The sequence below is a fragment of the Actinobacillus equuli genome (assembly GCF_900636745.1).
Lineage (GTDB): Bacteria > Pseudomonadota > Gammaproteobacteria > Enterobacterales > Pasteurellaceae > Actinobacillus > Actinobacillus equuli.
Genome location: NZ_LR134310.1, coordinates 1,103,078 through 1,127,194 on the forward strand (window position 1 = coordinate 1,103,078; position 24,117 = coordinate 1,127,194).

Annotated in this window: 32 protein-coding genes and 1 tRNA gene; 8 read left to right on the forward strand and 25 right to left on the reverse strand. The window is 41.6% G+C overall.

Translation table 11 applies throughout. The features are described 5' to 3' along the window. Window positions 1-3 precede the first annotated feature (3 nt). The 21 genes from rplO to rpsJ all read right to left on the reverse strand — a co-directional run bounded on the left by rplO (window position 4) and on the right by rpsJ (window position 9,260). Entirely contained in the window at window positions 4-438 is a 435-nt protein-coding gene (gene rplO / locus EL121_RS05120) for a 50S ribosomal protein L15 (RefSeq protein WP_039198204.1), read from the reverse strand. Between the two features lie 4 nt (window positions 439-442). Further along, window positions 443-622: a 50S ribosomal protein L30 gene (gene rpmD, locus EL121_RS05125; protein WP_005599315.1), complete on the reverse strand. Its 180-nt coding sequence runs from the start codon at window positions 620-622 to the stop codon at window positions 443-445. A gap of 6 nt (window positions 623-628) precedes the next feature. Continuing rightward, window positions 629-1,129, reverse strand: a complete 501-nt coding sequence (gene rpsE / locus EL121_RS05130; protein WP_005625147.1) for a 30S ribosomal protein S5 — start codon at window positions 1,127-1,129, stop codon at window positions 629-631. A gap of 14 nt (window positions 1,130-1,143) precedes the next feature. Further along, window positions 1,144-1,497, reverse strand: coding sequence for a 50S ribosomal protein L18 (gene rplR / locus EL121_RS05135; protein WP_005625149.1), 354 nt, complete (start codon window positions 1,495-1,497; stop codon window positions 1,144-1,146). A 14-nt stretch (window positions 1,498-1,511) separates the two neighbouring features. Beyond that, window positions 1,512-2,045 (reverse strand): 50S ribosomal protein L6, encoded by a 534-nt coding sequence (gene rplF, locus EL121_RS05140; RefSeq protein WP_014992364.1) that lies wholly within the window; start codon window positions 2,043-2,045, stop codon window positions 1,512-1,514. Window positions 2,046-2,061: 16 nt separating this feature from the next. After that, window positions 2,062-2,454: a 30S ribosomal protein S8 gene (gene rpsH / locus EL121_RS05145; protein ID WP_005619408.1), complete on the reverse strand. Its 393-nt coding sequence runs from the start codon at window positions 2,452-2,454 to the stop codon at window positions 2,062-2,064. 36 nt (window positions 2,455-2,490) lie between these two features. Next, the gene (rpsN, locus tag EL121_RS05150; RefSeq protein ID WP_005625153.1) at window positions 2,491-2,796 is read right to left on the reverse strand and encodes a 30S ribosomal protein S14; all 306 of its coding nucleotides are present in this window, start codon (window positions 2,794-2,796) and stop codon (window positions 2,491-2,493) included. Window positions 2,797-2,807: 11 nt separating this feature from the next. Then, window positions 2,808-3,347 carry a 50S ribosomal protein L5 gene (gene rplE / locus EL121_RS05155; protein WP_005619405.1) on the reverse strand — a complete coding sequence of 180 codons (540 nt, stop codon included), beginning with the start codon at window positions 3,345-3,347 and terminating at the stop codon, window positions 2,808-2,810. A gap of 17 nt (window positions 3,348-3,364) precedes the next feature. Further along, window positions 3,365-3,676 carry a 50S ribosomal protein L24 gene (gene rplX, locus EL121_RS05160; RefSeq protein WP_014992365.1) on the reverse strand — a complete coding sequence of 104 codons (312 nt, stop codon included), beginning with the start codon at window positions 3,674-3,676 and terminating at the stop codon, window positions 3,365-3,367. A 10-nt stretch (window positions 3,677-3,686) separates the two neighbouring features. After that, complete coding sequence (gene rplN, locus EL121_RS05165) at window positions 3,687-4,058, reverse strand: 50S ribosomal protein L14 (protein ID WP_005619403.1); 372 nt, start codon at window positions 4,056-4,058, stop codon at window positions 3,687-3,689. A 238-nt stretch (window positions 4,059-4,296) separates the two neighbouring features. Beyond that, a complete protein-coding gene (gene rpsQ, locus EL121_RS05170) occupies window positions 4,297-4,551 on the reverse strand; it encodes a 30S ribosomal protein S17 (RefSeq protein ID WP_014992366.1) in 255 nt (84 codons plus the stop codon). After that, window positions 4,551-4,742 carry a 50S ribosomal protein L29 gene (gene rpmC, locus EL121_RS05175; protein WP_005599295.1) on the reverse strand — a complete coding sequence of 64 codons (192 nt, stop codon included), beginning with the start codon at window positions 4,740-4,742 and terminating at the stop codon, window positions 4,551-4,553. The genes rpsQ and rpmC overlap by 1 nt, the downstream gene beginning before the upstream one ends. Continuing rightward, window positions 4,742-5,152, reverse strand: coding sequence for a 50S ribosomal protein L16 (gene rplP / locus EL121_RS05180; protein ID WP_005625160.1), 411 nt, complete (start codon window positions 5,150-5,152; stop codon window positions 4,742-4,744). Before rplP ends, rpmC begins: the two co-directional genes overlap by 1 nt. 13 nt (window positions 5,153-5,165) lie before the next feature. Further along, window positions 5,166-5,870, reverse strand: coding sequence for a 30S ribosomal protein S3 (gene rpsC / locus EL121_RS05185; protein ID WP_014992367.1), 705 nt, complete (start codon window positions 5,868-5,870; stop codon window positions 5,166-5,168). Window positions 5,871-5,888: 18 nt separating this feature from the next. Beyond that, window positions 5,889-6,221, reverse strand: a complete 333-nt coding sequence (rplV, locus tag EL121_RS05190) for a 50S ribosomal protein L22 (RefSeq protein ID WP_005599292.1) — start codon at window positions 6,219-6,221, stop codon at window positions 5,889-5,891. Between the two features lie 10 nt (window positions 6,222-6,231). Continuing rightward, window positions 6,232-6,507 (reverse strand): 30S ribosomal protein S19, encoded by a 276-nt coding sequence (gene rpsS, locus EL121_RS05195; protein WP_005539416.1) that lies wholly within the window; start codon window positions 6,505-6,507, stop codon window positions 6,232-6,234. A 27-nt stretch (window positions 6,508-6,534) separates the two neighbouring features. Then, window positions 6,535-7,356, reverse strand: coding sequence for a 50S ribosomal protein L2 (gene rplB, locus EL121_RS05200; protein ID WP_014992368.1), 822 nt, complete (start codon window positions 7,354-7,356; stop codon window positions 6,535-6,537). 20 nt (window positions 7,357-7,376) lie between these two features. After that, window positions 7,377-7,682 (reverse strand): 50S ribosomal protein L23, encoded by a 306-nt coding sequence (rplW, locus tag EL121_RS05205; RefSeq protein WP_005599290.1) that lies wholly within the window; start codon window positions 7,680-7,682, stop codon window positions 7,377-7,379. Then, complete coding sequence (gene rplD / locus EL121_RS05210) at window positions 7,679-8,281, reverse strand: 50S ribosomal protein L4 (protein WP_005599282.1); 603 nt, start codon at window positions 8,279-8,281, stop codon at window positions 7,679-7,681. Before rplD ends, rplW begins: the two co-directional genes overlap by 4 nt. A 15-nt stretch (window positions 8,282-8,296) precedes the next feature. Further along, window positions 8,297-8,923, reverse strand: coding sequence for a 50S ribosomal protein L3 (rplC, locus tag EL121_RS05215; RefSeq protein ID WP_014992369.1), 627 nt, complete (start codon window positions 8,921-8,923; stop codon window positions 8,297-8,299). A 25-nt stretch (window positions 8,924-8,948) separates the two neighbouring features. Next, on the reverse strand, window positions 8,949-9,260 hold the full coding sequence (gene rpsJ, locus EL121_RS05220) for a 30S ribosomal protein S10 (RefSeq protein WP_001181005.1): 312 nt from the start codon (window positions 9,258-9,260) through the stop codon (window positions 8,949-8,951). A 415-nt stretch (window positions 9,261-9,675) separates the two neighbouring features. On the opposite strand from rpsJ, the gene EL121_RS05225 reads away from it, so the two are divergent. Beyond that, window positions 9,676-10,311: a TfoX/Sxy family DNA transformation protein gene (locus EL121_RS05225; RefSeq protein WP_039198207.1), complete on the forward strand. Its 636-nt coding sequence runs from the start codon at window positions 9,676-9,678 to the stop codon at window positions 10,309-10,311. Between the two features lie 58 nt (window positions 10,312-10,369). Here EL121_RS05225 and rpsT read toward each other — a convergent pair whose 3' ends face one another. Next, on the reverse strand, window positions 10,370-10,633 hold the full coding sequence (gene rpsT / locus EL121_RS05230) for a 30S ribosomal protein S20 (RefSeq protein WP_005619152.1): 264 nt from the start codon (window positions 10,631-10,633) through the stop codon (window positions 10,370-10,372). 406 nt (window positions 10,634-11,039) lie between these two features. On the opposite strand from rpsT, the gene murJ reads away from it, so the two are divergent. Both murJ and EL121_RS05240 read left to right on the forward strand, forming a co-directional pair. Further along, a complete protein-coding gene (murJ, locus tag EL121_RS05235) occupies window positions 11,040-12,608 on the forward strand; it encodes a murein biosynthesis integral membrane protein MurJ (RefSeq protein ID WP_039198208.1) in 1,569 nt (522 codons plus the stop codon). A gap of 20 nt (window positions 12,609-12,628) precedes the next feature. Further along, the gene (locus tag EL121_RS05240; RefSeq protein ID WP_039198210.1) at window positions 12,629-13,696 is read left to right on the forward strand and encodes an MFS transporter; all 1,068 of its coding nucleotides are present in this window, start codon (window positions 12,629-12,631) and stop codon (window positions 13,694-13,696) included. 131 nt (window positions 13,697-13,827) lie between these two features. Here the strand turns inward: EL121_RS05240 and EL121_RS05245 are convergent. Next, window positions 13,828-13,922 (reverse strand) — tRNA-Sec (locus EL121_RS05245). A 69-nt stretch (window positions 13,923-13,991) separates the two neighbouring features. Here EL121_RS05245 and selA point away from each other — a divergent pair. From selA to fumC, 5 genes are all read left to right on the forward strand, one after another. Next, window positions 13,992-15,377: an L-seryl-tRNA(Sec) selenium transferase gene (gene selA / locus EL121_RS05250; protein ID WP_039198214.1), complete on the forward strand. Its 1,386-nt coding sequence runs from the start codon at window positions 13,992-13,994 to the stop codon at window positions 15,375-15,377. Then, entirely contained in the window at window positions 15,374-17,224 is a 1,851-nt protein-coding gene (selB, locus tag EL121_RS05255; protein ID WP_039198216.1) for a selenocysteine-specific translation elongation factor, read from the forward strand. The genes selA and selB overlap by 4 nt, the downstream gene beginning before the upstream one ends. Window position 17,225: 1 nt before the next feature. Continuing rightward, window positions 17,226-18,533: a 16S rRNA (cytosine(967)-C(5))-methyltransferase RsmB gene (gene rsmB / locus EL121_RS05260; protein ID WP_039199069.1), complete on the forward strand. Its 1,308-nt coding sequence runs from the start codon at window positions 17,226-17,228 to the stop codon at window positions 18,531-18,533. Continuing rightward, a complete protein-coding gene (gene trkA, locus EL121_RS05265) occupies window positions 18,530-19,906 on the forward strand; it encodes a Trk system potassium transporter TrkA (protein ID WP_039198218.1) in 1,377 nt (458 codons plus the stop codon). The genes rsmB and trkA overlap by 4 nt, the downstream gene beginning before the upstream one ends. 212 nt (window positions 19,907-20,118) lie before the next feature. Next, window positions 20,119-21,513 (forward strand): class II fumarate hydratase, encoded by a 1,395-nt coding sequence (fumC, locus tag EL121_RS05270; protein WP_039198220.1) that lies wholly within the window; start codon window positions 20,119-20,121, stop codon window positions 21,511-21,513. 110 nt (window positions 21,514-21,623) lie between these two features. On the opposite strand, the gene prmA is transcribed toward fumC, so the two are convergent. Together prmA and tldD are read right to left on the reverse strand one after the other, a co-directional pair. Further along, window positions 21,624-22,505 (reverse strand): 50S ribosomal protein L11 methyltransferase, encoded by an 882-nt coding sequence (gene prmA / locus EL121_RS05275; RefSeq protein WP_039198221.1) that lies wholly within the window; start codon window positions 22,503-22,505, stop codon window positions 21,624-21,626. A 129-nt stretch (window positions 22,506-22,634) separates the two neighbouring features. After that, on the reverse strand, window positions 22,635-24,095 hold the full coding sequence (tldD, locus tag EL121_RS05280; RefSeq protein ID WP_039198223.1) for a metalloprotease TldD: 1,461 nt from the start codon (window positions 24,093-24,095) through the stop codon (window positions 22,635-22,637). Window positions 24,096-24,117: the final 22 nt, after the last annotated feature.

Genomic DNA, 24,117 nt, shown 5'->3' on the forward strand with positions numbered 1-24,117 from the left:
CTATTATTCCTCGATAGAACCGCCAGCAGCTTCGATAGCAGCTTTAGCACCTTTAGTTACACGTAAACCTTTAACTACAACCGCTTTTTCAATTTTACCTGCTAAAATTACTTTTGCAGATAAAATATCTTTAGTGATTACGTTAGCAGCTTTAAGAGCTTCTAAAGTTACTTCGTTACCATCTACTTTAGCTAAGTCGTTTAAACGAATTTCAGCTACATGGAATGATTTTAATGAAGTAAAACCGAATTTTGGTAAACGACGGTATAAAGGCATTTGACCACCCTCGAAACCACGACGAACGCCGCCGCCTGTACGAGATTTTTGACCTTTATGACCACGACCACCAGTTTTACCTAAACCAGAACCGATACCACGACCTAAACGTTTAGCACTGTGCTTAGCACCTTCAGCTGGAGAAAGAGAATTTAAACGCATTCTATTATTCCTCCACTTTAACCATATATGACACTTGATTAATCATACCGCGAACTGCCGGAGTATCGATTAATTCAACTGTATGACGAATATGACGAAGACCTAAGCCTTTTAACGTTGCTTTATGTTTCGGTAAACGAGCGATAGAGCTACGAGTTTGAGTTACTTTAATTGTTTTTGCCATATTCAATTACCCCAAAATTTCTTCAACAGTTTTACCACGTTTAGCAGCAACCATTTCAGGTGATTTCATATTTGCAAGTGCATCAATTGTTGCACGAACAACGTTGATTGGGTTGGTTGAACCGTATGCTTTAGAAAGAACGTTGTGAACGCCTGCTACTTCTAACACAGCACGCATTGCACCACCAGCGATGATACCAGTACCTTCGCTAGCTGGCTGCATGAACACACGTGAACCAGTGTGTGAACCTTTAACAGGGTGTTGTAATGTACCTTCGTTTAAAGCTACGTTAATCATATTGCGACGAGCTTTTTCCATCGCTTTTTGGATCGCTGCTGGAACTTCACGTGCTTTACCGTAACCAAAACCAACACGACCGTTACCATCGCCTACTACTGTTAAAGCAGTGAAGCTCATGATACGACCACCTTTTACGGTTTTTGATACACGGTTAACCGCGATTAGCTTTTCCTGCAGTTCACCAGCTTGTTTTTCGATGTTTGACATCTCAAATTCCTCTATTAGAACTGTAGACCAGCTTCACGAGCAGCGTCTGCCAATACTTGCACACGACCGTGGTATTTGAAACCTGAACGATCAAATGCAACTGCTTGAATACCTTTAGCTAAAGCACGCTCTGCAACTAATTTACCAACTACTGCAGCTGCGTCTTTATTACCAGTGTATTTAACTTGCTCTTTAATTACTTTCTCAACAGTTGAAGCTGCTGCTAGTACTTCTGAGCCATTAGGTGCAATAACCTGCGCATAAATATGGCGAGGTGTGCGATGCACAACCAAACGGGTTGCACCTTGCTCTCTCATTAAATGACGTGCACGGCTTGCACGACGGATACGAGCTACTTTCTTATCCATAGTGTTACCTTACTTTACTTTTTCTTCGCTTCTTTTGTACGAACTACTTCATCAGAGTAACGTACACCTTTGCCTTTATAAGGCTCTGGACGGCGATATGCACGAATATCAGCTGCTACTTGGCCGATTAACTGTTTGTCTGCACTCTTAAGAACGATTTCTGTTTGAGATGGACATTCACCAGTTACGCCAGCTGGCAACGTATGTTCAATTGGGTGTGAATAGCCTAAACTTAAAGCAACTACGTTACCTTTCATTTGTGCTCTATAACCAACACCTACTAATTGCAATTTCTTAGTAAAGCCTTCAGTAACACCGATAACCATAGCATTAACAAGTGCACGAGCAGTACCTGCTTGAGCATCTGCATTTGCAACACCAGCGCGTGGTGCGAAAGTTAATGCGTTAGCATCTTGATTTACTTCAACTGCATTATGAATTTCACGAGATAACTCGCCGTTTTTACCTTTAACTGTTAATAGCTGACCGTTGAGTTTTACTTCAACACCGGCAGGAATATTAACAGGTGCTTTTGCAACACGAGACATTCTTCCTACCTCTCTATTATGCTACGTAACAGATAATTTCACCGCCGAGGCCCGCTTGACGCGCTGCACGGTCGGTCATTACACCTTTAGATGTAGAAACAACTGCGATACCTAAACCACCCATAACTTTTGGTAATTCGTCTTTACGTTTGTAAATACGAAGACCCGGACGGCTTACGCGTTGGATACTTTCTACAACTGGTTTATTTTGGAAATATTTTAAAGTGATTTCCAATTCAGGTTTTGAACCTTCAACAATTTTGAAGCTCTCAACATAACCTTCTTCAGCTAAAACGCTTGCAATAGCAACTTTTAACTTAGATGAAGGCATACTGATTGCAACTTTATTCGCAGCTTGACCGTTACGAATACGGGTCAGCATATCTGCGATTGGATCTTGCATGCTCATGTATTTACTCCCATGATTCCAAATTAAAAGAGGTTATTACCAGCTTGCTTTCTTAAGGCCTGGAATTTCACCGCGCATTGCAGCTTCACGTACCTTAATACGGCTTAAACCAAACTTACGAAGTACACCGTGTGGACGACCAGTTTGGCGGCAACGGTTACGCTGACGGCTAGGACTTGAATCGCGTGGAAGTGTTTGTAATTTTAACACTGCTGCCCAACGATCTTCGTCTGAAGAATTCACATCAGAGATGATTTTCTTTAATTCTTCACGTTTAGCGTAGAATTTATCAGCTAATTTAGCACGTTTAACATCACGTGCAATCATTGATTGTTTTGCCACGATAACCTACCTTATTTACGGAATGGGAAATTGAAAGCAGCTAATAAAGCTTGGCCTTCTTCATCACTTTTCGCAGTTGTGGTGATAGTAATATCTAAACCACGTACACGATCTACTTTATCATAGTCGATTTCTGGGAAAATGATTTGTTCACGAACACCCATACTGTAATTACCACGACCGTCGAATGACTTCGCATTTAAACCGCGGAAGTCACGGATACGTGGAACAGCGATAGTAATCAATCTTTCAAAGAATTCCCACATACGTTCGCCACGTAGGGTTACTTTGCATCCGATTGGATATCCCTGACGGATTTTAAAGCCTGCAACAGATTTGCGTGCTTTAGTAATTAAAGGTTTCTGACCGCTAATTGCTGTTAGATCCGCTACCGCGTTATCTAAAAGTTTTTTATCGGTCAATGCTTCACCCACACCCATATTCAGGGTAATCTTTTCGATTCGTGGGACTTGCATGACAGATGAGTAGTTGAATTTAGCTTTTAATTCATTAACTACTTGATCTCTGTAGTAATCATGCAGTTTCGCCATCGCATTACTCCAGTTAATTAAATAATTTCATTATTAGATTTGAAGAAACGTACTTTTTTACCATCTTCGAATCTAAAACCTACACGGTCAGCTTTATTTGTTTTCGGGTTGAAAATTGCAACGTTTGATGCATCAATCGCAGCTTCTTTCTTCACTAAGCCACCAGCTTTACCTAAAGCAGGAACTGGTTTTTCATGTTTAGTGATGATTTTAACACCTTCAACAATCACTTTACCGTTTGGTAACACTTGAGTTACCTTACCACGTTTGCCCTTATCTTTACCGGTAAGAACAATTACTTCATCATTTTGACGGATTTTAGCAGCCATTACATTCCCCTTACAGTACTTCTGGAGCTAATGAAATGATCTTCATAAACTTCTCAGAACGAAGTTCACGAGTCACAGGTCCAAAAATACGAGTACCGATTGGTTGCTCAGTGTTATTGTTTAAAATTACACAAGCGTTACCATCGAAACGAATAACTGAGCCATCTGGGCGACGAACACCCTTCTTGGTGCGCACAACAACTGCTTTTAACACATCACCTTTTTTAACTTTACCGCGTGGAATTGCTTCTTTTACAGTAACTTTGATAATGTCGCCAATTGCAGCGTAACGACGGTGCGATCCACCTAGAACCTTGATACACATTACGCTACGAGCCCCTGAGTTATCAGCAACATCCAGCATAGTCTGTTCTTGGATCATATTAGTGCTCCGTTAAATTAAAAAAAACCCTTTCGGGACGAAAATCTACTTGCCCTATGCAAGTAGGTGGCGAATTATACCTCAATAACTCACCTGAAATCAAATAAAATTTACAGGCAAACGGTAATATTTCGCTCAAAAATTACAAATAAAAAAGCCCTAATCGCTTAGCTTTAGGGCTTAAAATTTGCAAAAAACAAGCGGTATTAAACCGCTTGTTTTTAAATAGATTCGTAGATTAAGCTACTGCTTTTTCTACAACACGAACTAAAGTGTGTGATTTAGTTTTTGAAACAGGACGACATTCCTTGATTTCTACTACATCACCTAATTTAGCTTCGTTGTTTTCATCGTGTACGTGTAATTTAGTAGTACGACGAATGAATTTACCGTATAAAGGGTGTTTCACTGTACGTTCGATAGCAATAACGAATGATTTATCCATTTTATCGCTAACTACTTTACCTTGTACTGTACGAATTTTATCAGTCATTACTCACCCGCCTTTTCGGTTAATACAGTTTTAACTTGTGCAATACTACGACGCACTTGTTTTAACTGATGGGTTTGTTGAAGCTGACCGGTGGCTGCTTGCATACGCAATTTGAATTGCTCACCTAAAAGGTTGATTAATTCAGCATTCAGCTCTTCAACATTTTTGTTACGTAGTTCTTGAGCTTTCATTACATCACCGTCTTAGTTACAAATGTGGTTTTAAACGGAAGTTTCGCTGCCGCTAACGCAAATGCGTGACGTGCGATTTCTTCAGAAACACCATCCATTTCATATAAAACTTTACCCGGTTGGATTAAAGCTACCCAGTACTCAACGTTACCTTTACCTTTACCCATACGGACTTCTAATGGTTTTTCAGTAATTGGTTTATCTGGGAACACACGGATCCAGATTTTACCTTGACGTTTTACCGCACGAGTCATCGCACGACGAGCAGCTTCGATTTGACGAGCTGTTAAACGACCACGGCCAATTGCTTTTAAACCGAATGTGCCGAAGCTCACTTCTGTACCGCCCGCGATACCACGGTTACGGCCTTTGTGTACTTTACGGAATTTTGTGCGTTTTGGTTGTAACATTCAGTGATTCTCCTTATTTACGACCTTTGCGAGCTGGCTTTTTAGGCTGTGCCGCTGGTTGTTGTTCTGATTCAATCACTGCAGCCATACCACCAAGAATTTCACCTTTGAAGATCCACACTTTAACGCCGATTACGCCGTAAGTTGTGTGAGCTTCTGCAGTGTTATAATCGATGTCTGCACGAAGAGTATGTAATGGCACACGACCTTCACGATACCATTCTGAGCGAGCAATTTCTGCACCACCTAAACGACCGCTAACTTCAACTTTGATACCTTTAGCACCTAAACGCATTGCGTTTTGTACTGCACGTTTCATTGCACGACGGAACATTACACGACGTTCAAGTTGAGAAGCGATGCTATCAGCAACTAATTTTGCATCTAGCTCTGGTTTTTTCACTTCAGCGATGTTGATTTGAGCAGGAACGCCAGCAATTTGAGATACTGCGTTACGTAATTTTTCAACATCTTCGCCTTTTTTACCGATAACGATACCAGGACGCGCTGTGTGGATAGTTACACGAATGCTTTTCGCAGGACGTTCAATAGTGATACGTGATACTGAAGCGTTCGCTAACTCTTTATTTAAGAATTTACGTACTTTGAAATCGCCTTCTAAATTATCAGCGAAATCTTGTGTATTCGCGAACCAAGTAGAGTTCCATGGTTTAACAATACCAAGGCGAATACCATTAGGATGTACTTTCTGACCCATTTGTTATTCTCCTACCGATTAACGATCTGACACAACCACTGTGATGTGGCTTGTACGTTTTAAGATACGATCTGCACGACCTTTTGCACGTGGCATTACACGTTTCATGCTTGGACCTTCATCTACGAAGATTTTAGCAACTTTAAGATCGTCTACATCTGCACCATCATTGTGCTCTGCGTTCGCAATAGCTGATTCTAATACTTTCTTAACTAAAGCCGCTGCTTTTTTGTTAGTGAAAGTTAAAATTTCTAATGCTTGCGCAACTTTTTTACCGCGAATTAAGTCAGCAACTAAGCGAGCTTTTTGTGCAGAGGTACGAGCGTAACGATGTTTAGCAATAGTTTCCATCTTTTACCTCTTATTTCTTAGCTTTCTTATCTGCGGCATGACCGCGGTATGTACGAGTCGGTGCAAATTCACCTAATTTATGACCGATCATTTCGTCTGATACATAAACTGGAACATGCTGACGACCATTATGGACTGCGATGGTCAAACCAATCATTGATGGAATGATCATTGAACGACGGGACCAAGTTTTAATTGGTTTTTTATCCCCGCTTTCCACCGCCTTCTCTACCTTCTTCAACAAGTGTAGGTCAAGGAAAGGACCTTTCTTGAGGGAACGTGGCATTGGACTATCCTATATTAATGAATAAAATTATTTGCCACGACGACGTACGATGTATTTATCAGTACGTTTGTTGTGACGAGTTTTCTTACCTTTGGTTTGAACGCCCCAAGGTGTAACAGGGTGTTTACCGAAGTTACGACCTTCACCACCACCGTGTGGGTGGTCTACCGGGTTCATCGCAGTACCACGAACTGTTGGGCGAACGCCTCTCCAGCGGTTAGCACCTGCTTTACCAAGAACGCGAAGCATATGCTCTGAGTTACCTACTTCACCGATGGTTGCAGTACACTCAGCTAATACTTTACGCATTTCGCCTGAACGAAGACGTAAAGTTACATAGTTACCTTCACGAGCGATAATTTGTACGTAAGCACCAGCAGAACGCGCAATTTGACCACCTTTACCAGGTTTTAATTCAACGTTATGAACTGTAGTACCTACTGGGATATTACGCATTGGTAACGCATTACCAGCTTTAATTGGAGCTGAAGCGCCTGCTTGAATCGTATCACCAACAGATAAACCTTTTGGTGCTAAGATATAACGGCGTTCACCATCTTTATAAAGCACTAATGCAATGTTCGCAGAACGGTTTGGATCGTATTCTAAACGCTCAACTACTGCTGGGATATCTAACTTATTACGTTTGAAATCCACTAAACGGTAGTGTTGTTTATGACCGCCACCGATGTGACGAGTTGTGATACGACCTAAATTGTTACGACCACCAGTTTTAGATTTGCTATCTAATAAAGGTGCATAAGGTTTACCCTTATGTAATTCTGCGTTAACAACTTTAACTACGTGACGACGACCAGCGGAGGTCGGCTTACATTTAACGATAGCCATTTATAAATTCTCCTCCGTAATTACTCTGCCGCACCTTCAACGAAGTCAAGTGATTGACCTTCTTGAAGAGTAACATAAGCTTTTTTCCAGTCACTACGACGACCTGATTTAGCACCGTGACGTTTAGTTTTACCTTTAACAACAACAGTACGTACAGAATCCACTTTCACTTCAAATAATTGTTCAACTGCGTTAGCAATTTCAACTTTGTTAGCATCTAATGCTACTTTGAAAACGATAGTGTTGCCTTTTTCAGCATTATTCGTCGCTTTTTCAGAGATATGTGGTGCTTTAAGCACTTTTAGCAAACGTTCTTGTTGAATCATGCTAACATCTCCTCAATTTGTTTTACTGCATCAGCAGTGATAACCACTTTATCAAAAGCGATTAAACTTACTGGATCGATACCTTGAACATCACGAACGTCTACTTTGTATAAGTTACGTGCTGCTAAGAATAGATTCTCATCTAAGTTTGCAGTAATGATTAAAGCGTCGTTTAACGCTAAATCTTTTAATTTTTGTACTAATACTTTAGTTTTTGGTGCTTCGATTTCGAATTTCTCAACAACCACTAAACGTTCTTGACGAACTAATTCAGAAAGGATGCTTTTGATTGCACCACGGTACATTTTTTTGTTCACTTTTTGGCTGTGATCTTGTGGTTTCGCAGCGAATGTGATACCACCTGAACGCCAGATTGGTGATTTGATATCACCTGAACGTGCGCGACCTGTACCTTTTTGACGCCAAGGTTTTTTACCTGAACCAGACACTTCAGCACGAGTTTTTTGTGCGCGTGAACCTTGACGAGCACCTGCTGCATATGCAACAACTACTTGGTGGATTAACGCTTCGTTAAACTCACGTCCGAAGGTAGTTTCAGAAACAGTTAGTGCGTTTGCACCTACAACTTGTAATTCCATCTCTATCTCCTAGACTTATGCTTTAACTGCTGGTTTTACGATAACATCACTATTAGTTGCGCCTGGAACAGCACCTTTAACTAATAATAATTTACGCTCAGCATCTACACGAACAACTTCAAGTGATTGAACGGTTACACGCTCAGCACCTAAGTGTCCTGCCATTTTTTTACCTTTAAACACACGACCTGGAGTTTGGTTTTGACCAATAGAACCAAGTACACGATGTGATAAAGAGTTACCGTGGGTAGCATCTTGAGTACGGAAGTTCCAACGTTTAACACCGCCGGCAAAACCTTTACCTTTAGAAGTACCAGTAACATCTACTTTTTTAACATCTGTGAAGATGTCAACATTGATTTCTTGACCTAAAGTGAATTCTTCACCTTCAGTACGAAATTCCCATAAACCGCGACCAGCTTCAACACCTGCTTTCACGAAATGGCCTGCTTCTGGCTTAGTTACACGACTAGCTTTTTTAGTACCAGTAGTAACTTGAATTGCAGAATAGCCATCGTTTTCAAGGGTTTTAACTTGAGTAACACGGTTGGCTTCGATTTCGATAACGGTAACTGGAATTGACACGCCGTCTTCAGTGAAAACGCGGGTCATACCAACTTTACGACCGACTAAACCAATCATTGTAATAACCTCTTAAAATTCCCAATTAACCTAGACTAATCTGAACGTCAACGCCAGCAGCTAGATCTAAACGCATTAATGCATCAACAGTTTTTTCTGTTGGTTCAACAATATCAACTAAACGTTTGTGAGTACGGATTTCATATTGGTCACGTGCGTCTTTGTTCACGTGTGGAGAAATCAATACAGTAAAACGTTCTTTACGAGTTGGTAAAGGAATTGGACCACGAACTTGTGCACCAGTACGTTTAGCTGTTTCTACGATCTCCGCAGTAGATTGATCAATTAAACGATGATCAAATGCTTTTAAGCGGATACGGATTCTTTGGTTCTGCATTAGACCAGAGCTCCAATTAAAATTTAGCTAATAAAAAAACCGAACTACCACTTAAACCATATAGCATAAGGGAGCGCAGTTATACCTGTATAGTTTCCAAATCGGAAACATTGTATGTACTACAATGTCTGTAGTACCGCTTAATAAATGATTACATTAAGCGACTTTAAAATCTTCGTATCTACATCGTAAATACGATGAGTATCAAAGTGTGCGTATATTACACTACTTATTAAGCAAGTGCAAGTCTAATATGTATATAAATAAACTATTGATAGAATATGGCCTTGATTTTATAAGTTATTGACATTGCTTAATTTATTTTACATTATTCATCTCTCTTATGTTAATTATAAATATAAGCGATTCATAACGAATAAAAGTTACAATAATTAAATTATCAAAAGGAGAACGCATGAAATACACAGCAGAGGAGCTAGAAAAACTTAAAGCATTATTATCCCCTCTCGGGGAGGTCGCCTTTAAGCCTTATTTTTCATTCTTAGGTATCTTTAAAGACGATACCATGTTTGCTCTCTACAAAAATCAACAGTTATACGTACGCAAATCGGTTCAATACTTAGAGGAAATAGCTCAAACGATATCTATTCACTTTCTAGTTGATCGTCACATCAGCAATCGTTCTAAAATCTTTTATCTTCTTCCTCCTTCCATTCTCAATAATCTGCAAACTTATTCCCACTGGATATCCTCAGCTATTCTCGAATATCAACAGTCTAAAGCAAAAATCGAAAACCAAAATCAGAATAAAATTCGTATGTTGCCAAACTTAAATGTCAGTATTGAGAGATTACTGGCTAAAGTCGGTATTTATACGGTAACAGATTTAAAAACGGTAGGTGCAATTAACGTTTTCGTACGTTTAATCCAACAAGGTTTGGAAGCAACCGCATTGTTATTATTTAAACTATATAGTGCGATTCAATATAAATATATTTATATGCTGACAGAACAAGAAAAACAGGATTTACTGATTGAAGCCGACAATGCGCTTTATCAAGCTGGATTACGGAAAAGATTCATGCCGTGAAATAAAGCCAGGCGTAAAAAAACCGACCATTTGGTCGGTTCTTTTATACAAAAAGCAATTACGCTAATTTTTTGATTTGAGCTGCTAATTTTGCTTTGTGGTTAGCTGCTTTGTTAGCGTGGATTAAGCCTTTAGATGCCATACGATCCACTACTTTTTGCATTTCAACGAAAGCTGCTTGTGAAGCTGCTTTATCGCCTGCTGCTACTGCTGCGTATACTTTCTTGATGAATGTACGCATCATTGAGCGTTGGCTTGCGTTGTGTTGGCGGCGTTTTTCAGATTGAACCGCACGTTTTTTTGCTGACTTGATATTAGCCAAGGTCAAACTCCTAAAATATCTGTGTAAAAATTAAAAAACATAAACTTTGGTTTATGTTTAGCTATCGATAGTTTAAATTCATTTTCAACGAGACACGTGCTTGAAAATAACACCGTTTTACTGATAGAAAACGATAGGCGGGGATTTTATCAGTTTTTTTCTGATTTTCCTACAACAAACTGATAAAATTCCGTTCAATTTATATGAAGATCTTCATGCAAGCGGTCGGATCCTTGCTATTTTTTGCAAAAAATCGCCTAAAAATGACCGCTTATGGAAAAAAAGTGAACTATTCCTCTATTATTTCTATGTTCTATCTCTAACAGGCATATGTGGTTCTTCACTTTTTTGTATTAACCTTTGTTAAACTAACTTTTTCTTTCCTATTTATAGTAAGCGATATTCTATGAGCAAAAAACTTCTTAAATCGGGCATATTAGTAAGTAGTATGACTCTCATTTCTCGCATCTTAGGTTTAGTACGAGACGTAGTTATCGCCGGATTACTCGGTGCCGGAGCGATGTCAGATGTATTCCTATTTGCTAATCGTATTCCGAACTTTTTACGCCGCCTATTTGCGGAAGGAGCCTTTTCAAAGGCATTCGTGCCGGTACTTGCCGAATATAACGCTGATAACGATTTGGATAAAACCCGTGAATTTGTCGCAAAAGTATCGGGTACATTAGGTGGTTTAGTCACAATTGTTACTTTGGTGGCAATGATTGGCTCACCGGTAGTTGCAGCATTATTCGGTACCGGTTGGTTTATGGATTGGGTTAATGACGGCCCTGACGCCCAGAAATTCACCCAAGCTTCATTACTACTTAAAATCACTTTTCCTTATTTATGGTTTATTACCTTTGTGGCGCTGTCCGGTGCAGTATTAAATACCATTGGTAAGTTTGGGGTGATGGCATTTTCGCCGGTATTACTGAATATTGCGATGATCAGTATGGCGTTATTCGGTGCGGATTACTTCGAACAACCTGATGTTGCCTTAGCTTGGGGGATCTTTCTCGGCGGCTTGTTGCAATTCTTATTCCAAATTCCATTTATGAAAAAAGAAGGTTTATTGGTTAAACCGAAATGGGCGTGGAAAGATGAAGGGGTCACTAAAGTGCGTAACCTAATGATTCCGGCATTGTTTGGGGTTTCCGTTACCCAACTCAACCTGTTAATCAACCAAATTATTGCCAGTTTCTTGGTCACCGGTTCAATTACCTGGCTCTATTATTCCGACCGTTTAATCGAGTTTCCGCTCGGGCTATTTGGTATTGCGATATCTACAGTTGTGTTACCGAGTTTGTCCCGTATTGCGAAAAAGAAAGAGATTGATGAAGCACAGCGTGCGGTGGAATTCCAAGGTACGATGGACTGGGGCGTGAGAATGGTGTTATTACTCGGCATTCCGGCAATGATTGGTATCGCCGTATTAGCACAGCCGTTAATGATGACTATCTTTATGCGAGGCAAATTCGGTTTATCCGATGTGGTTGCTACCTCCCACGCCTTATGGATTATGTGCCTAGGCTTAAACAGCTATATGTTAATTAGCATTTTAGCAAACGGCTTCTATGCCCGCCAAAATACCAAAACACCGGTCAAAATCGGTATTATTGCCACAATTTGTAATATCTGTTTCGGCGTGTTGGCAATTCCGTTCGGCTATTTAGGCTTGGCAATGGCATCCGCACTGTCAGCGGCAGTGAATGCTTCGTTACTTTATCGAGGATTAGCCAAAGAAGGAGCTTATCGTATTACCGGAAAAACTGCGCTCTTTGTATTAAAAGTCGCTATTTCTGCTTGCTTAATGGGAGCATTGGTTGCTTATTTCTCACCAAGTTTAGAAGGTTGGTATGCGATGACAACTTGGGTAAAAGTATATTGGCTCGCTTGGCTAATCGTATTAGCGGCAATTGTCTATTTTAGTGCATTATTTGTACTTGGGATTCGTAAGCGAGATTTCAGAGCTTAGAAAAATAAAGGTAAAAAAATATGGAGATGCAAAATATTATTTTATGGCGCAGATTCTTCTCAGGCCTGGCGTACACAGCCATGCAAAGCGTCTTTTTTATCTATTTGATGAAATACAAAGACTTTGACTCAGTACAAATTGCCAGTGCATTTTCGTTATTGGTGTTTGCCAGCCAAGCTTTCTCCTTATTTGCCGGCTCATGGGGAGATCGCTTCGGACGAATGCCAATTATGTTGTTCGGGTGCTTACTGGATTCATTAGCCTATATTTTGTTACTCACGACTAATCATTACGCTCTACTCTTGTTAGCAACATTCTGCTTCGGTTTAGGTAGTACACTATTTAGTACTAATGCTAGAGCATTTTTACTCTCCTCTGCCGAGGATAATTATGCCTCTAAAACCAAAGCGCAAGGGAAGTTTCTCAAAATCTCCAGTATGGCGTCTATGGTTGCACCGTTAGTTTCCATTCCGTTTATTCATTATCAAAAAGCGGAATGGTTGATTTGGTGTAGTTGTGCGATTGAAGTCACCATGTTACTTTTTATGTGGCAGACAATGCCGAGAAAAAAATGCAACTTCCGTTTTACCCCTTTCCGCTTCGCACAATTTAAAGAAGTGATTAACAAGCGGTTTATTTTTGTGCATTTATTGCTATTTATTCCGCTCGGTATGGGCTCGGCATTTTATGTGATTTTCCCTTACATTTTTACCGAGCTTTTGGATCAGCAAGAATTGGTACCGATCGCATTTTTTATCAATAATCTGATTGCGGTACTGCTGCAGGCACAATTCTCTCGCAAGGTAAATTTCGGCGTGGTGAAACTGAATTATATTGCACCGATACTTATCGCATTACTGATTGTGCCGTGGTTTTATGCTTTGGAATATATCTCGGAAGTGACTGCTTTTTTATACCTGATTATCTTTTCGCTAGTCAGTTTATTTGCCAATACCGCCTTAGCGAATATGTTGGTTAAACTGGATAAAGGTGAAAACCAAGGGTTAATGTTCGGTTTATCTAAGCTCATTTTGGCAATTACGACTGCCGGGGTAATGAATCTACTGCCTTATATATTCCTCGTGTAACAAGCGGTTGTTTTTGGGTAAAAATTTGCAAAATTTTGGCGAAATTAGACCGCTTGTAAAAAGCGCTAAAAAGCAAAAAGGCTTAACTTACATCGCATAAAAGCATTAAGTTAAGCCTTTTTAATTGAATTTGGCGGAAGTGAATGGGAGTCGAACCCACCCAAGAACGCTGGCGTCCTCAACAGGATTTGAAGTCCTGCCGCCTCACCGGAGGCGACTCACTTCCATGGAAAAAGTAGCGGTATTCTACTTTATTTATTAAAATTGTTCAAAATCCTCCTATTCTTTTTTAATTATGCAAGCACTATTCCGACTCATTCCCTCAATGGATAAATTGATAAAAAGCCCGCAAGGTACTGATTTAATTCATCAATTTGGACATTACGCCTTCGTCACACAGGCGAGATCCTTTATTGAAGAAGCACGGCAGCAAATTGTCAAAAACCAAATGTTGCCAGCTTTTCTACAAGATGAGTCCGCGCTGTTTGCGCTGATTGAAACGAATTTACAAGCCATGTGCCAGCCACAAATCAAAAAAGTATTCAATCTGACCGGTACAGTGCTGCATACCAATTTAGGTAGAGGATTATGGTCGGAATCAGCCATTACTGCGGCAACCGATGCAATGCGCCACAACGTTGCCTTAGAATTTGATATCGAGCAAGGTCAGCGTTCCCATCGAGATAATGCTGTTTCCGCCTTAATCTCCCAACTCACCGGCGCTGAAGCCGCTTGCGTTGTGAATAACAATGCGGCAGCGGTGTTACTCATGTTAGCTACCTTTGCCCAAGGCAAGGAAGTGATTGTGTCACGAGGAGAATTGGTGGAAATCGGCGGTGCATTCCGCATTCCGGATATTATGCAACAAGCCGGATGTAAACTAGTGGAAGTCGGTACAACTAACCGTACTCATTTAAGAGATTATCGCAATGCGATTACTGAAAATACCGCCTTGTTAATGAAGGTACACACCAGTAACTATCAGATTCAAGGATTCACAAGCAGCGTCTCCGAAGAAGAATTAGTCGAACTGGGTAAAGCATTTAATTTACCGGTTATCAGTGATTTAGGCAGCGGCTCATTAACCGATATGACGTTGCTTAACTTGCCTTCAGAGCCGATGGTGCAACAAAAAGTGGCCACCGGCGTTGATTTAGTGTCGTTTTCCGGTGATAAGTTACTAGGCGGGCCTCAAGCCGGTATTATTGTCGGTAAACAAGCTCAAATCGCTGCATTACAAGCACACCCGCTCAAACGCGTGCTACGTTGCGATAAAGTGATCTTATCGGCACTGGAAGCCACATTGCGCCACTATTTATTTCCAGAAAAATTAGCGGATGAATTGCCTACGTTACATTTGCTCACGCAGCCGCTTTATGTATTGAAAGTTAAGGCGGAACAATTAAAGCAAGCGCTAATTAAGCACTTAGCCCCGAATTTTAACGTGCAAATTGAAGACAGTGTCGCCCAAATCGGCAGCGGCGCACTTCCGACCGAAACCTTACCTTCAATCGCTGTCACGATTAGCGCTGATAAGCAAAGTGATTTATTAGCATTAGAGCAACGCTTTAAAGCCTTTAGTTGTCCAATTATTGGGCGTTTTGCACAGCAGAAGTTTTGGTTAGATTTGAGATCGGTTACGCAGTTTGAGCAATTAATTACCATGTTGGAGAAAGAATGATTATTGTCACGGCAGGCCATGTCGATCATGGCAAAAGCGCCCTTTTGCATGCTCTCACCGGCACTCACACCGCCCATTTACCGGAAGAAAAAAAGCGTGGCTTAACCATTGATTTGGGTTACGCTTATTTGCCGATACACACAGATTCAAGCCAAACCGATACGCTTGGTTTTATTGACGTGCCGGGTCACCAAAAATTTTTATCGAATATGTTGGCAGGATTAGGCGGTGTAGAACATGCTCTGTTAGTCATTTCGGCGGAAGAAGGGCTTAAACCGCAAACGCTTGAGCATTTCGAAATTCTTAACTTGCTGAATTTCAAGCATATTATGGTGGTATTAACCAAAGCGGATAAGGTTGAACCGGCGCAAATTGATCAGCTTATTTCGCAGATCAAGCAACAATTACCTTCGCTCAATAGCGCGCCTTTTTTTGTGACCTCTTGCGTAACAGGTGCCGGTATTGCCGAATTAAAAGCGTATTTAATTACGCAAAACCGACAAGTGACGAATAGCCAACCGTTTCGTTATGTTATCGACCGAGTATTCCACATTAAAGGTGCTGGGCTGGTAGTGACCGGTACGGCAGTTGCCGGTAAAGTTGTTGTTGGTGATGAAATCTATTTGTCCGATGGAACAAAAGTACGAGTTAAAGCGATTCACGCACAAAATCATCCGTCAGAATCTGGCGTTACCGGACAGCGTTTAGCGCTGAACCTCGCTAATGTGGATAAACAACAAATCGCCCGAGGTCACTGGCTAACCGAGCTGGTACCAACATTTGCCACCGACCGTATTACGGTAAAACTGACCGCTGCGCAGCCATTAAAAGAAACGTCAGTGGCACATATTTACCATTTTGCCTCGCATATCACCGGCAAATTAAGCTTACTCAATGCGAAACAAGCGGTCAAAAACGCTGAATATTTTGCAGAAGTGCTATTAGATGAGCCGTTACACATTGCATTCAATGATAAACTGATTATACGTAATGGTGATGATAGCCAAACCGTCGCCGGCGCACAGGTATTAGAAATTCATTCACCGAAACGCCATAAACGTAGCGAAGCTCGTTTAGCTTATTTAACCGCGTTAGCGCAAACCGGTAATTATGCACAACGTATCACGCTTTATCTGCAACACAATGTTCTTGCGCTGGAACGTTTATTATGGGACGAACAATTATTTGCGACAGAGATTGCCAGACTTGGTTTTGATACGAATGCCGAATGGCTTTATAGCCCAGCTTTCAAACAAGCGGCTCAACAAAAAATTTTAGCTAAACTAGCGGAATATCATTCGCTCCATCAAGATCAATTAGGCGTAGCGAAAGCCCGCCTACGTAGAATGGCATTATTGGAATTGCCTGAAAAACTTGGATTGGCATTTATTGATGATCTGTTGGCAACACAACAATTAGCCCAAACACGTGGCTGGTTGCATCTGCCCGATCACCGCATTGAGTTCAATCCGCAAGAATTGCAAATTTGGCAACAAATTCGACCGCTTTTCGAAGCAACCAACCAAGCATTATGGGTACGAGATATTGCAAATCAATTGGCAATTGATGAAACCGAAATGCGAAATTTATTATATAAAGCAGGGAAATTAGGCTATTTAATCCCTATTGTAAAAGACCGTTTCTTATTAAATGAACAAATTGAAGCCTTTGCACAATTGATTCGAGACTTTATTCTCCAACACGGCGAAATCTCGGTAAATCAGCTACGAGATGAAATTCAATACGGACGCAAGCTCACCGTACAATTAATTGAATATTTTGACCGTTGCGGCTTTTTACGCCGTAAAGGCAATGTGCATTTATTAAGAGACCATGACATTTTTTAATATGAAAAATAACAAACAAAATACACGTGCGATTGCCGCACAAATTATCTTACAAGTTTTAGATCAGGGGAAATCACTTTCCAGCCTACTGCCGGAAATACAAACCCAACTTGATCCGAAAGATGTTCCCTTAGTGCAAGAAATCACATTTGGGATCTGTCGTGTATTACCACGTTTGGAACTGGTGATTAAACAATTAGTCGCAAAGCCGCTTAAAGGCAAAACTCATTTAGTCCATTGTTTATTACTGGTAGGACTATATCAATTACTCTATATGCGAGTGCCTGCACACGCTGCAGTGGATGAAGTAGTTAATGCTACTAAAGTGCTAAAACTAGATAGCTTCAGAGCGCTAACCAACGGGGTATTGCGCCGCTTCTTACGTGAACAAGCACAGATTTTAGCGGTTGCCGATAAACATTGGCAGACGCTACATCCGGACTGGTTTGTGAATCGCATCAAAAAAGTGTACCCGCACTGGCGCGAGATTGTGGAAGCGAATAATCAGCGCCCACCGATGTGGATTCGAGCAAATCAGCAACATATTAAAGCGCAAGACTACGCGGTATTGCTCGGTGAGTTAGTTGCAAAAAATTCTGAAAATTCGACCGCTTGTGTGCCGGATTGCGCCATTTTGCTTGAGAATCCGGTACCGGTGGCTAAACTTATGCATTTCGAGCAAGGTTGGGCGACCGTGCAAGATGCGCATGCACAATGGTCTGCCGAATTACTCGGTGCAAAAAACGGCGAATTAGTGCTGGACGCTTGTGCCGCACCCGGTGGCAAAACCACCCATATTTTAGAAAAAGCACCGCAAGCACAAGTGATTGCATTAGACATTGAAGAAAACCGTCTCAAACGTGTGCGAGAAAACTTAGCACGTTTAGGGCAAACCGCTAAGGTAATTTGCGGAGATGCTTCAAAGCCGCAAGAATGGCTTGAACCGGATGTGATGTTTGATCGTATCCTATTAGATGCACCTTGCTCGGCAACCGGTGTGATTCGCCGCCATCCGGATATTAAATGGCTGCGCAAAGAACAAGATATTGCCGAACTCGCCGAATTGCAAAGCAAAATCCTGCACGCATTATGGCAAAGGCTAAAACCAAACGGCATTTTATTATATGCAACCTGTTCTATTCTGCCTGAAGAAAACGAGCAACAAATCAACCGCTTTGTCGCCCAGCAAACGGATGCCAAACTGGTAGAAATGGATTTTAACGGTGAAAAAACAGCAATGAAGCAATTCTTCCCTCAGGAAAAAGGCGGAGACGGGTTCTTCTATGCAAAGTTGGTAAAAACTGAATGAAAATAATTATTTTAGGAGCCGGTCAAGTCGGCTCCACTCTCGCAGAAAATCTGGTAAGTGAAGATAACGACATTACCTTAATCGACGACGATCAGGGGCGTTTAAACACGTTACAAGATAAACACGATTTACAAGTATTAAAGGGGAACGGCGCATCGCCGCAAGTATTACGAGATGCGGGCGCCAGTGATGCCGACTTAATTGTTGCAGTAACCGAAAGTGATGAAACCAATATGATTGCGTGCCAAATCGCTCATACATTGTTTCATATCCCAACCAAAATCGCCCGGATTCGTAATTCCGATTACGTACGAGAAAAGGAAAAGCTATTTACCGATAGTGCGTTGCCGATCGATCATATTATTGCGCCGGAAGTATTGGTAAAAAAAGAAATTCTGCGCTTAATTGATTATCCGGGTGCGCTGCAAGTGGCACATTTTGCCAATGAGCTTGTCAGCCTCGTCAGTGTAAAAGCTTATTACGGCGGCCCGTTAGTCGGCTATCCGATTTCGGCATTACGTGACCATTTACCTTATATTGAAACACGTATCGTCTCGATTTTCCGCCAAGACCGTGCCATCATTCCGCAAGGCTCAACCATTATCGAAGCCGGCGATGAAGTGTTCTTTATCTGTGCGACCCATAACATCAAAGCGGTTATGAGTGAGTTACAACGCTTGGACAGACCGCATAAGCGAGTGATGATTGTCGGCGGCGGTAGTATCGGCACCGGTCTGGCAAAAGATCTCGAAGAACAATGCAGCGTTAAAATGATTGAGCGAGATCCTCGTAAGGCGGAGAAACTCGCTGAAAAATTAGAAAAAGCGTTGGTACTGTGCGGTGACGCATCCGACCAAGAGTTACTATTTGAAGAACATATCGAAAATATTGATTTATTCCTCGCACTCACCAGCGATGATGAAGCCAACATTATGTCGGCGTTATTAGCAAAACGACTTGGTGCGAAAAAAGCGATTGTTCTAGTACAGAAAATGGCTTACTTACACCTGATTCAAGGCGGAACCATTGATATTGCGCTGTCGCCGAAACAAGCCACGATTTCTGCGTTATCCAGCCATGTTCGCAAAGGTGATATTGTGCAAGTCGCTTCATTAAAACAAGGGCAGGCGGAATGTATCGAAGCCATTGCGCACGGTGATGCGGAATCGTCTAAAGTTGTCGGACGTACCGTCCGAGAATTGAAACTGCCACAAGGTGCGATTGTCGGTGCGATCGTGCGAAATGAAGAAATCATCATCGCCCATAAATCCACCCAAATTGAAGAAAACGACAGAGTGATTGTGTTTGTGAACGACAAAAAACAAGTCAGCGAGATTGAAAAATTATTCCAATTAAGCACTTTCTTCTTATAAACTAAAATAAATAAAAGCCATAGTAAAAAATCGTTACTATGGCTATTTTTTTAGCTAATTCGGTAAATTCTGATCCATATCACAAAATAATAAAAAAAGTAGAACGGAATGTTTTGAGTCGGTTTCTTTCTTCTTTTGCCAGTGCTACTATCCTACCTAGAAATTATTAGATACCCAAATTAAACATTTACATTATCCACAGGAGAACACAAATGGAATATCGTATTGAGAAAGATACAATGGGCGAAGTTCAAGTACCTGCTAATCGTTATTGGGCGGCGCAAACCGAGCGCTCTCGTAATAACTTCAAAATTGGCCCGGAAGCATCGATGCCCGCTGAAATCATCGAAGCATTCGCTTACTTGAAAAAAGCCGCAGCCTTTGCAAATACCGATTTAGGCGTGCTTCCTGCTGAAAAACGTGACTTAATTGCAACCGCTTGCGATGAAATTCTTGATCATAAACTAGACGGCGAATTCCCATTAGTTATTTGGCAAACCGGTTCGGGTACACAGTCAAATATGAACCTCAATGAAGTTATCGCTAACCGTGCCCACGTAATTAACGGCGGCAAATTAGGTGAAAAATCGATTATTCATCCGAATGATGATGTAAACAAATCACAATCTTCAAACGATACCTACCCGACAGCAATGCACATTGCGGCATACAAAAAAGTGGTAGAACATACCTTACCTTGTGTAAAACGCTTACAAAAAACCTTTGCGGAAAAAGCTGAAGCATTCAAAGACGTGGTAAAAATCGGTCGTACTCACTTAATGGACGCAACGCCGTTAACATTAGGTCAAGAATTCTCTGCATATGCGGCACAATTAGCATTCGGTATTAAAGCGTTGGAAAATACTTTACCGCACTTATCTGAATTAGCATTAGGCGGTACAGCGGTGGGTACCGGTTTAAATACACCGAAAGGTTATGATGTGACCGTAGCGAACTATATCGCTAAATTCACCGGTTTACCGTTCATTACTGCACAAAATAAATTTGAAGCGCTTGCAACACACGATGCAATCGTAGAAACACATGGTGCATTAAAACAAATTGCCGTGTCACTTTATAAAATTGCCAACGATATTCGTTTACTTGCTTCAGGCCCTCGTTCAGGTATCGGTGAAATCTTAATTCCGGAAAATGAGCCAGGTTCATCAATCATGCCGGGTAAAGTAAACCCAACACAGTGTGAAGCAATGACCATGGTTGCGGCACAAGTGTTAGGTAACGATACGACCATTTCATTTGCCGGTACGCAAGGTCATTTCCAATTGAACGTATTCAAACCGGTTATGGCGGCAAACTTCTTACAATCAGCGCAATTATTAGGTGATGTTTGCGTATCATTCGATGAGCACTGTGCAACCGGTATTGAGCCAAACTTCCCACGCATTAAGCAACAACTTGAGCAATCATTAATGTTGGTAACCGCATTAAATACCCATATCGGTTATGAAAATGCAGCGAAAATTGCGAAAACCGCACACAAAAACGGCACAACCTTAAAAGAAGAAGCGATTAACTTAGGTTTAGTAACCGCTGAACAATTCGATGAATGGGTTCGTCCGGAAGATATGGTGGGCAGCTTAAAATAAGCTGTTAACTGACAGATAAAATAAGGGCTATCGTTTGATAGCCCTTTTTACTGTTTACAAGCGGTCTAATTTTCCGCTTTTTTTGCAAATAATCTGACAAAAATGAGCGCTTATTTCTTCACGCCGGTAATACGGCACCACTCTTCTTTTTCTACCACCGGATCAAGATTGAAGTCCGGCGCATAAGCTTCACAGACCGATTCCGCTTGCGTTGCTAAAATACCGGATAAACCTAAATCACCCTGTGGTTTCACCAAAGTAATAATATTTGGTGCAAGCTCTTTCAACGGGCCGGCAAGAATATTCGCCACCACTACATCGGCTTGTAGATCTTGCGGTTGATCTTTCGCTAAGAATAACTGTAAACGATCCGCCACACCGTTAGCTTCCGCATTATTACCCGAAGCTAAAATCGCTTGTGGGTCGATATCAATCCCGATCGCTTGTTTTGCACCGAGTTTAAGTGCCGCAATCGCTAAAATACCTGAACCGCAACCAAAATCGATCACCGTTTTACCGGTTAAATCTAAGCTATCCAACCATTGCAAACAAAGAGCGGTCGTCGGGTGCGTACCGGTACCGAAAGCAAGACCCGGGTCAAGCATCACGTTTACCGCATTCGGATCCGGCACTTCACGCCAGCTTGGGCAAATCCATAAGCGTTTACCGAATTGCATCGGGTGGAAGTTGTCCATCCATTCACGTTCCCAGTCTTTATCTTCAATTTGCTCGATCTTATGTGCAAAATCCGCTTCGACTAAATGGCTAGCAATTAATGCTTCAACAATCGCTTTCATATCGGTTTCCGCATCAAATAAACCCACTACGTCCGTATTACCCCATAAACGGGTTTCACCCGGTAGCGGCTCAAAAATCGGTGTATCCTGACTGTCCATAAAAGTGACCGACACCGCCCCGATTTCTTCTAAAAAATCACTGATTTGTTCTGCCTGTTTATCCGTACTATTTAAACGAATTTGTACCCATGCCATATTATTTTTTCCTTATTTTTATCCGATGTCCGAAATTAAGCGGATAATTTGTAAAATATCAGCCGAAAATGACCGCTTGTTTCCTATATAAAGAAGATTTTGTTAATTTCGCGAGTAAGATCGCAAAATTTACCCTCGTCCGCCAACCGTAATCTTATCTAATTTCACGGTAGGCTGACCTACACCGACCGGGACGGATTGTCCTTCTTTACCGCAAGTGCCGATACCTGGGTCGAGTTCCATTTTCTTACCGACCATTGAAACTTGCTGCATAGCGTCAATGCCGCTGCCGATTAAGGTTGCGCCGGTAACCGGTTTAGTGATTTTACCTTTTTCGATTAAATAAGCTTCTGCAGTTGAGAACACGAATTTACCCGAAGTAATATCCACCTGACCGCCGCTGAAATGCGGTGCGTAAATACCATAATCGACCGATTCGATCATTTCTTCAAAACTGTGCGAGCCTTCCGTGAGATAGGTATTGGTCATACGGGGCATTGGCAAGTGCGCATAAGACTCACGACGACCATTACCTGTCGGTGCAACACCCATTAAACGAGCGTTAAGTTTATCTTGGATATAGCCTTTCAAAATACCGTTTTCGATCAATACGTTACGTTGCGAAGGCACACCCTCGTCATCCACCGTAATCGAGCCTCGCACATCTGGCACCGTACCGTCATCAACGATAGTACAAAGCGGTGAAGTCACTAACTCCCCAATTTTGCCGGTAAATAGCGAAGATTCTTTACGGTTAAAGTCTCCCTCTAAACCGTGCCCAACCGCTTCATGGAGTAAAATCCCCGGCCAACCCGCACCCAAGACAATCGGCATCGTGCCGGCCGGTGCAGGCATTGCGCCTAAATTAACTAATGCCATACGTACCGCTTCTTTCGCCAAATAAACTGCTCGAGTGTCACCGGTCATTTCTCCGTTAACCACCTGCGGTTCAAAAAACCAATTTAAGCCGAAACGTCCACCGGCACCGGCAGAGCCTCGCTCACGTTTACCATTTTCTTCTACCAATACCGAAACTGATAAACGCACTAATGGGCGAATATCCGCTGCAAGCGTGCCGTCCGTCGCAGCCACTAACATTTCTTCATAAACTGCTGAAAGCCCTGCATTAACTTGAATCACACGAGGGTCTTCCGCACGTGCGACTTTATCGACTAAATGGAGTAGCTCAACTTTTTGCTCACGGCTTAACGTATCCAACGGATTGACCGAAGCATAACGTTGGATCGCATTCGTTTGTTTGAAACTTTTTACCGATAATTGACCGCTTGCATTAGTAATCGAACGGGCTGCGGTTGCACATTGTTCAAGCTGGCTCAAGCCGATTTGGTCTGCATACGCAAAGCCGGTTTTCTCGCCCGATACCGCACGTACACCGAAACCACGGTCAATATAAAAACCGCCCTCTTTGATAATCGAATCTTCTAACGACCAACTCTCGTCTTGGCTTAATTGAAAATAGAGATCCGCATAATCAATTTGGCGATTCGCAAAATGATCAAGCACTTTACTCAAGTGCGATAACTCAAGCCCACTTGGCGCAAGCAAGCTTTCTGAAACTTGGTTTAACATTGTTTTTCTCTTCTTAATAAAA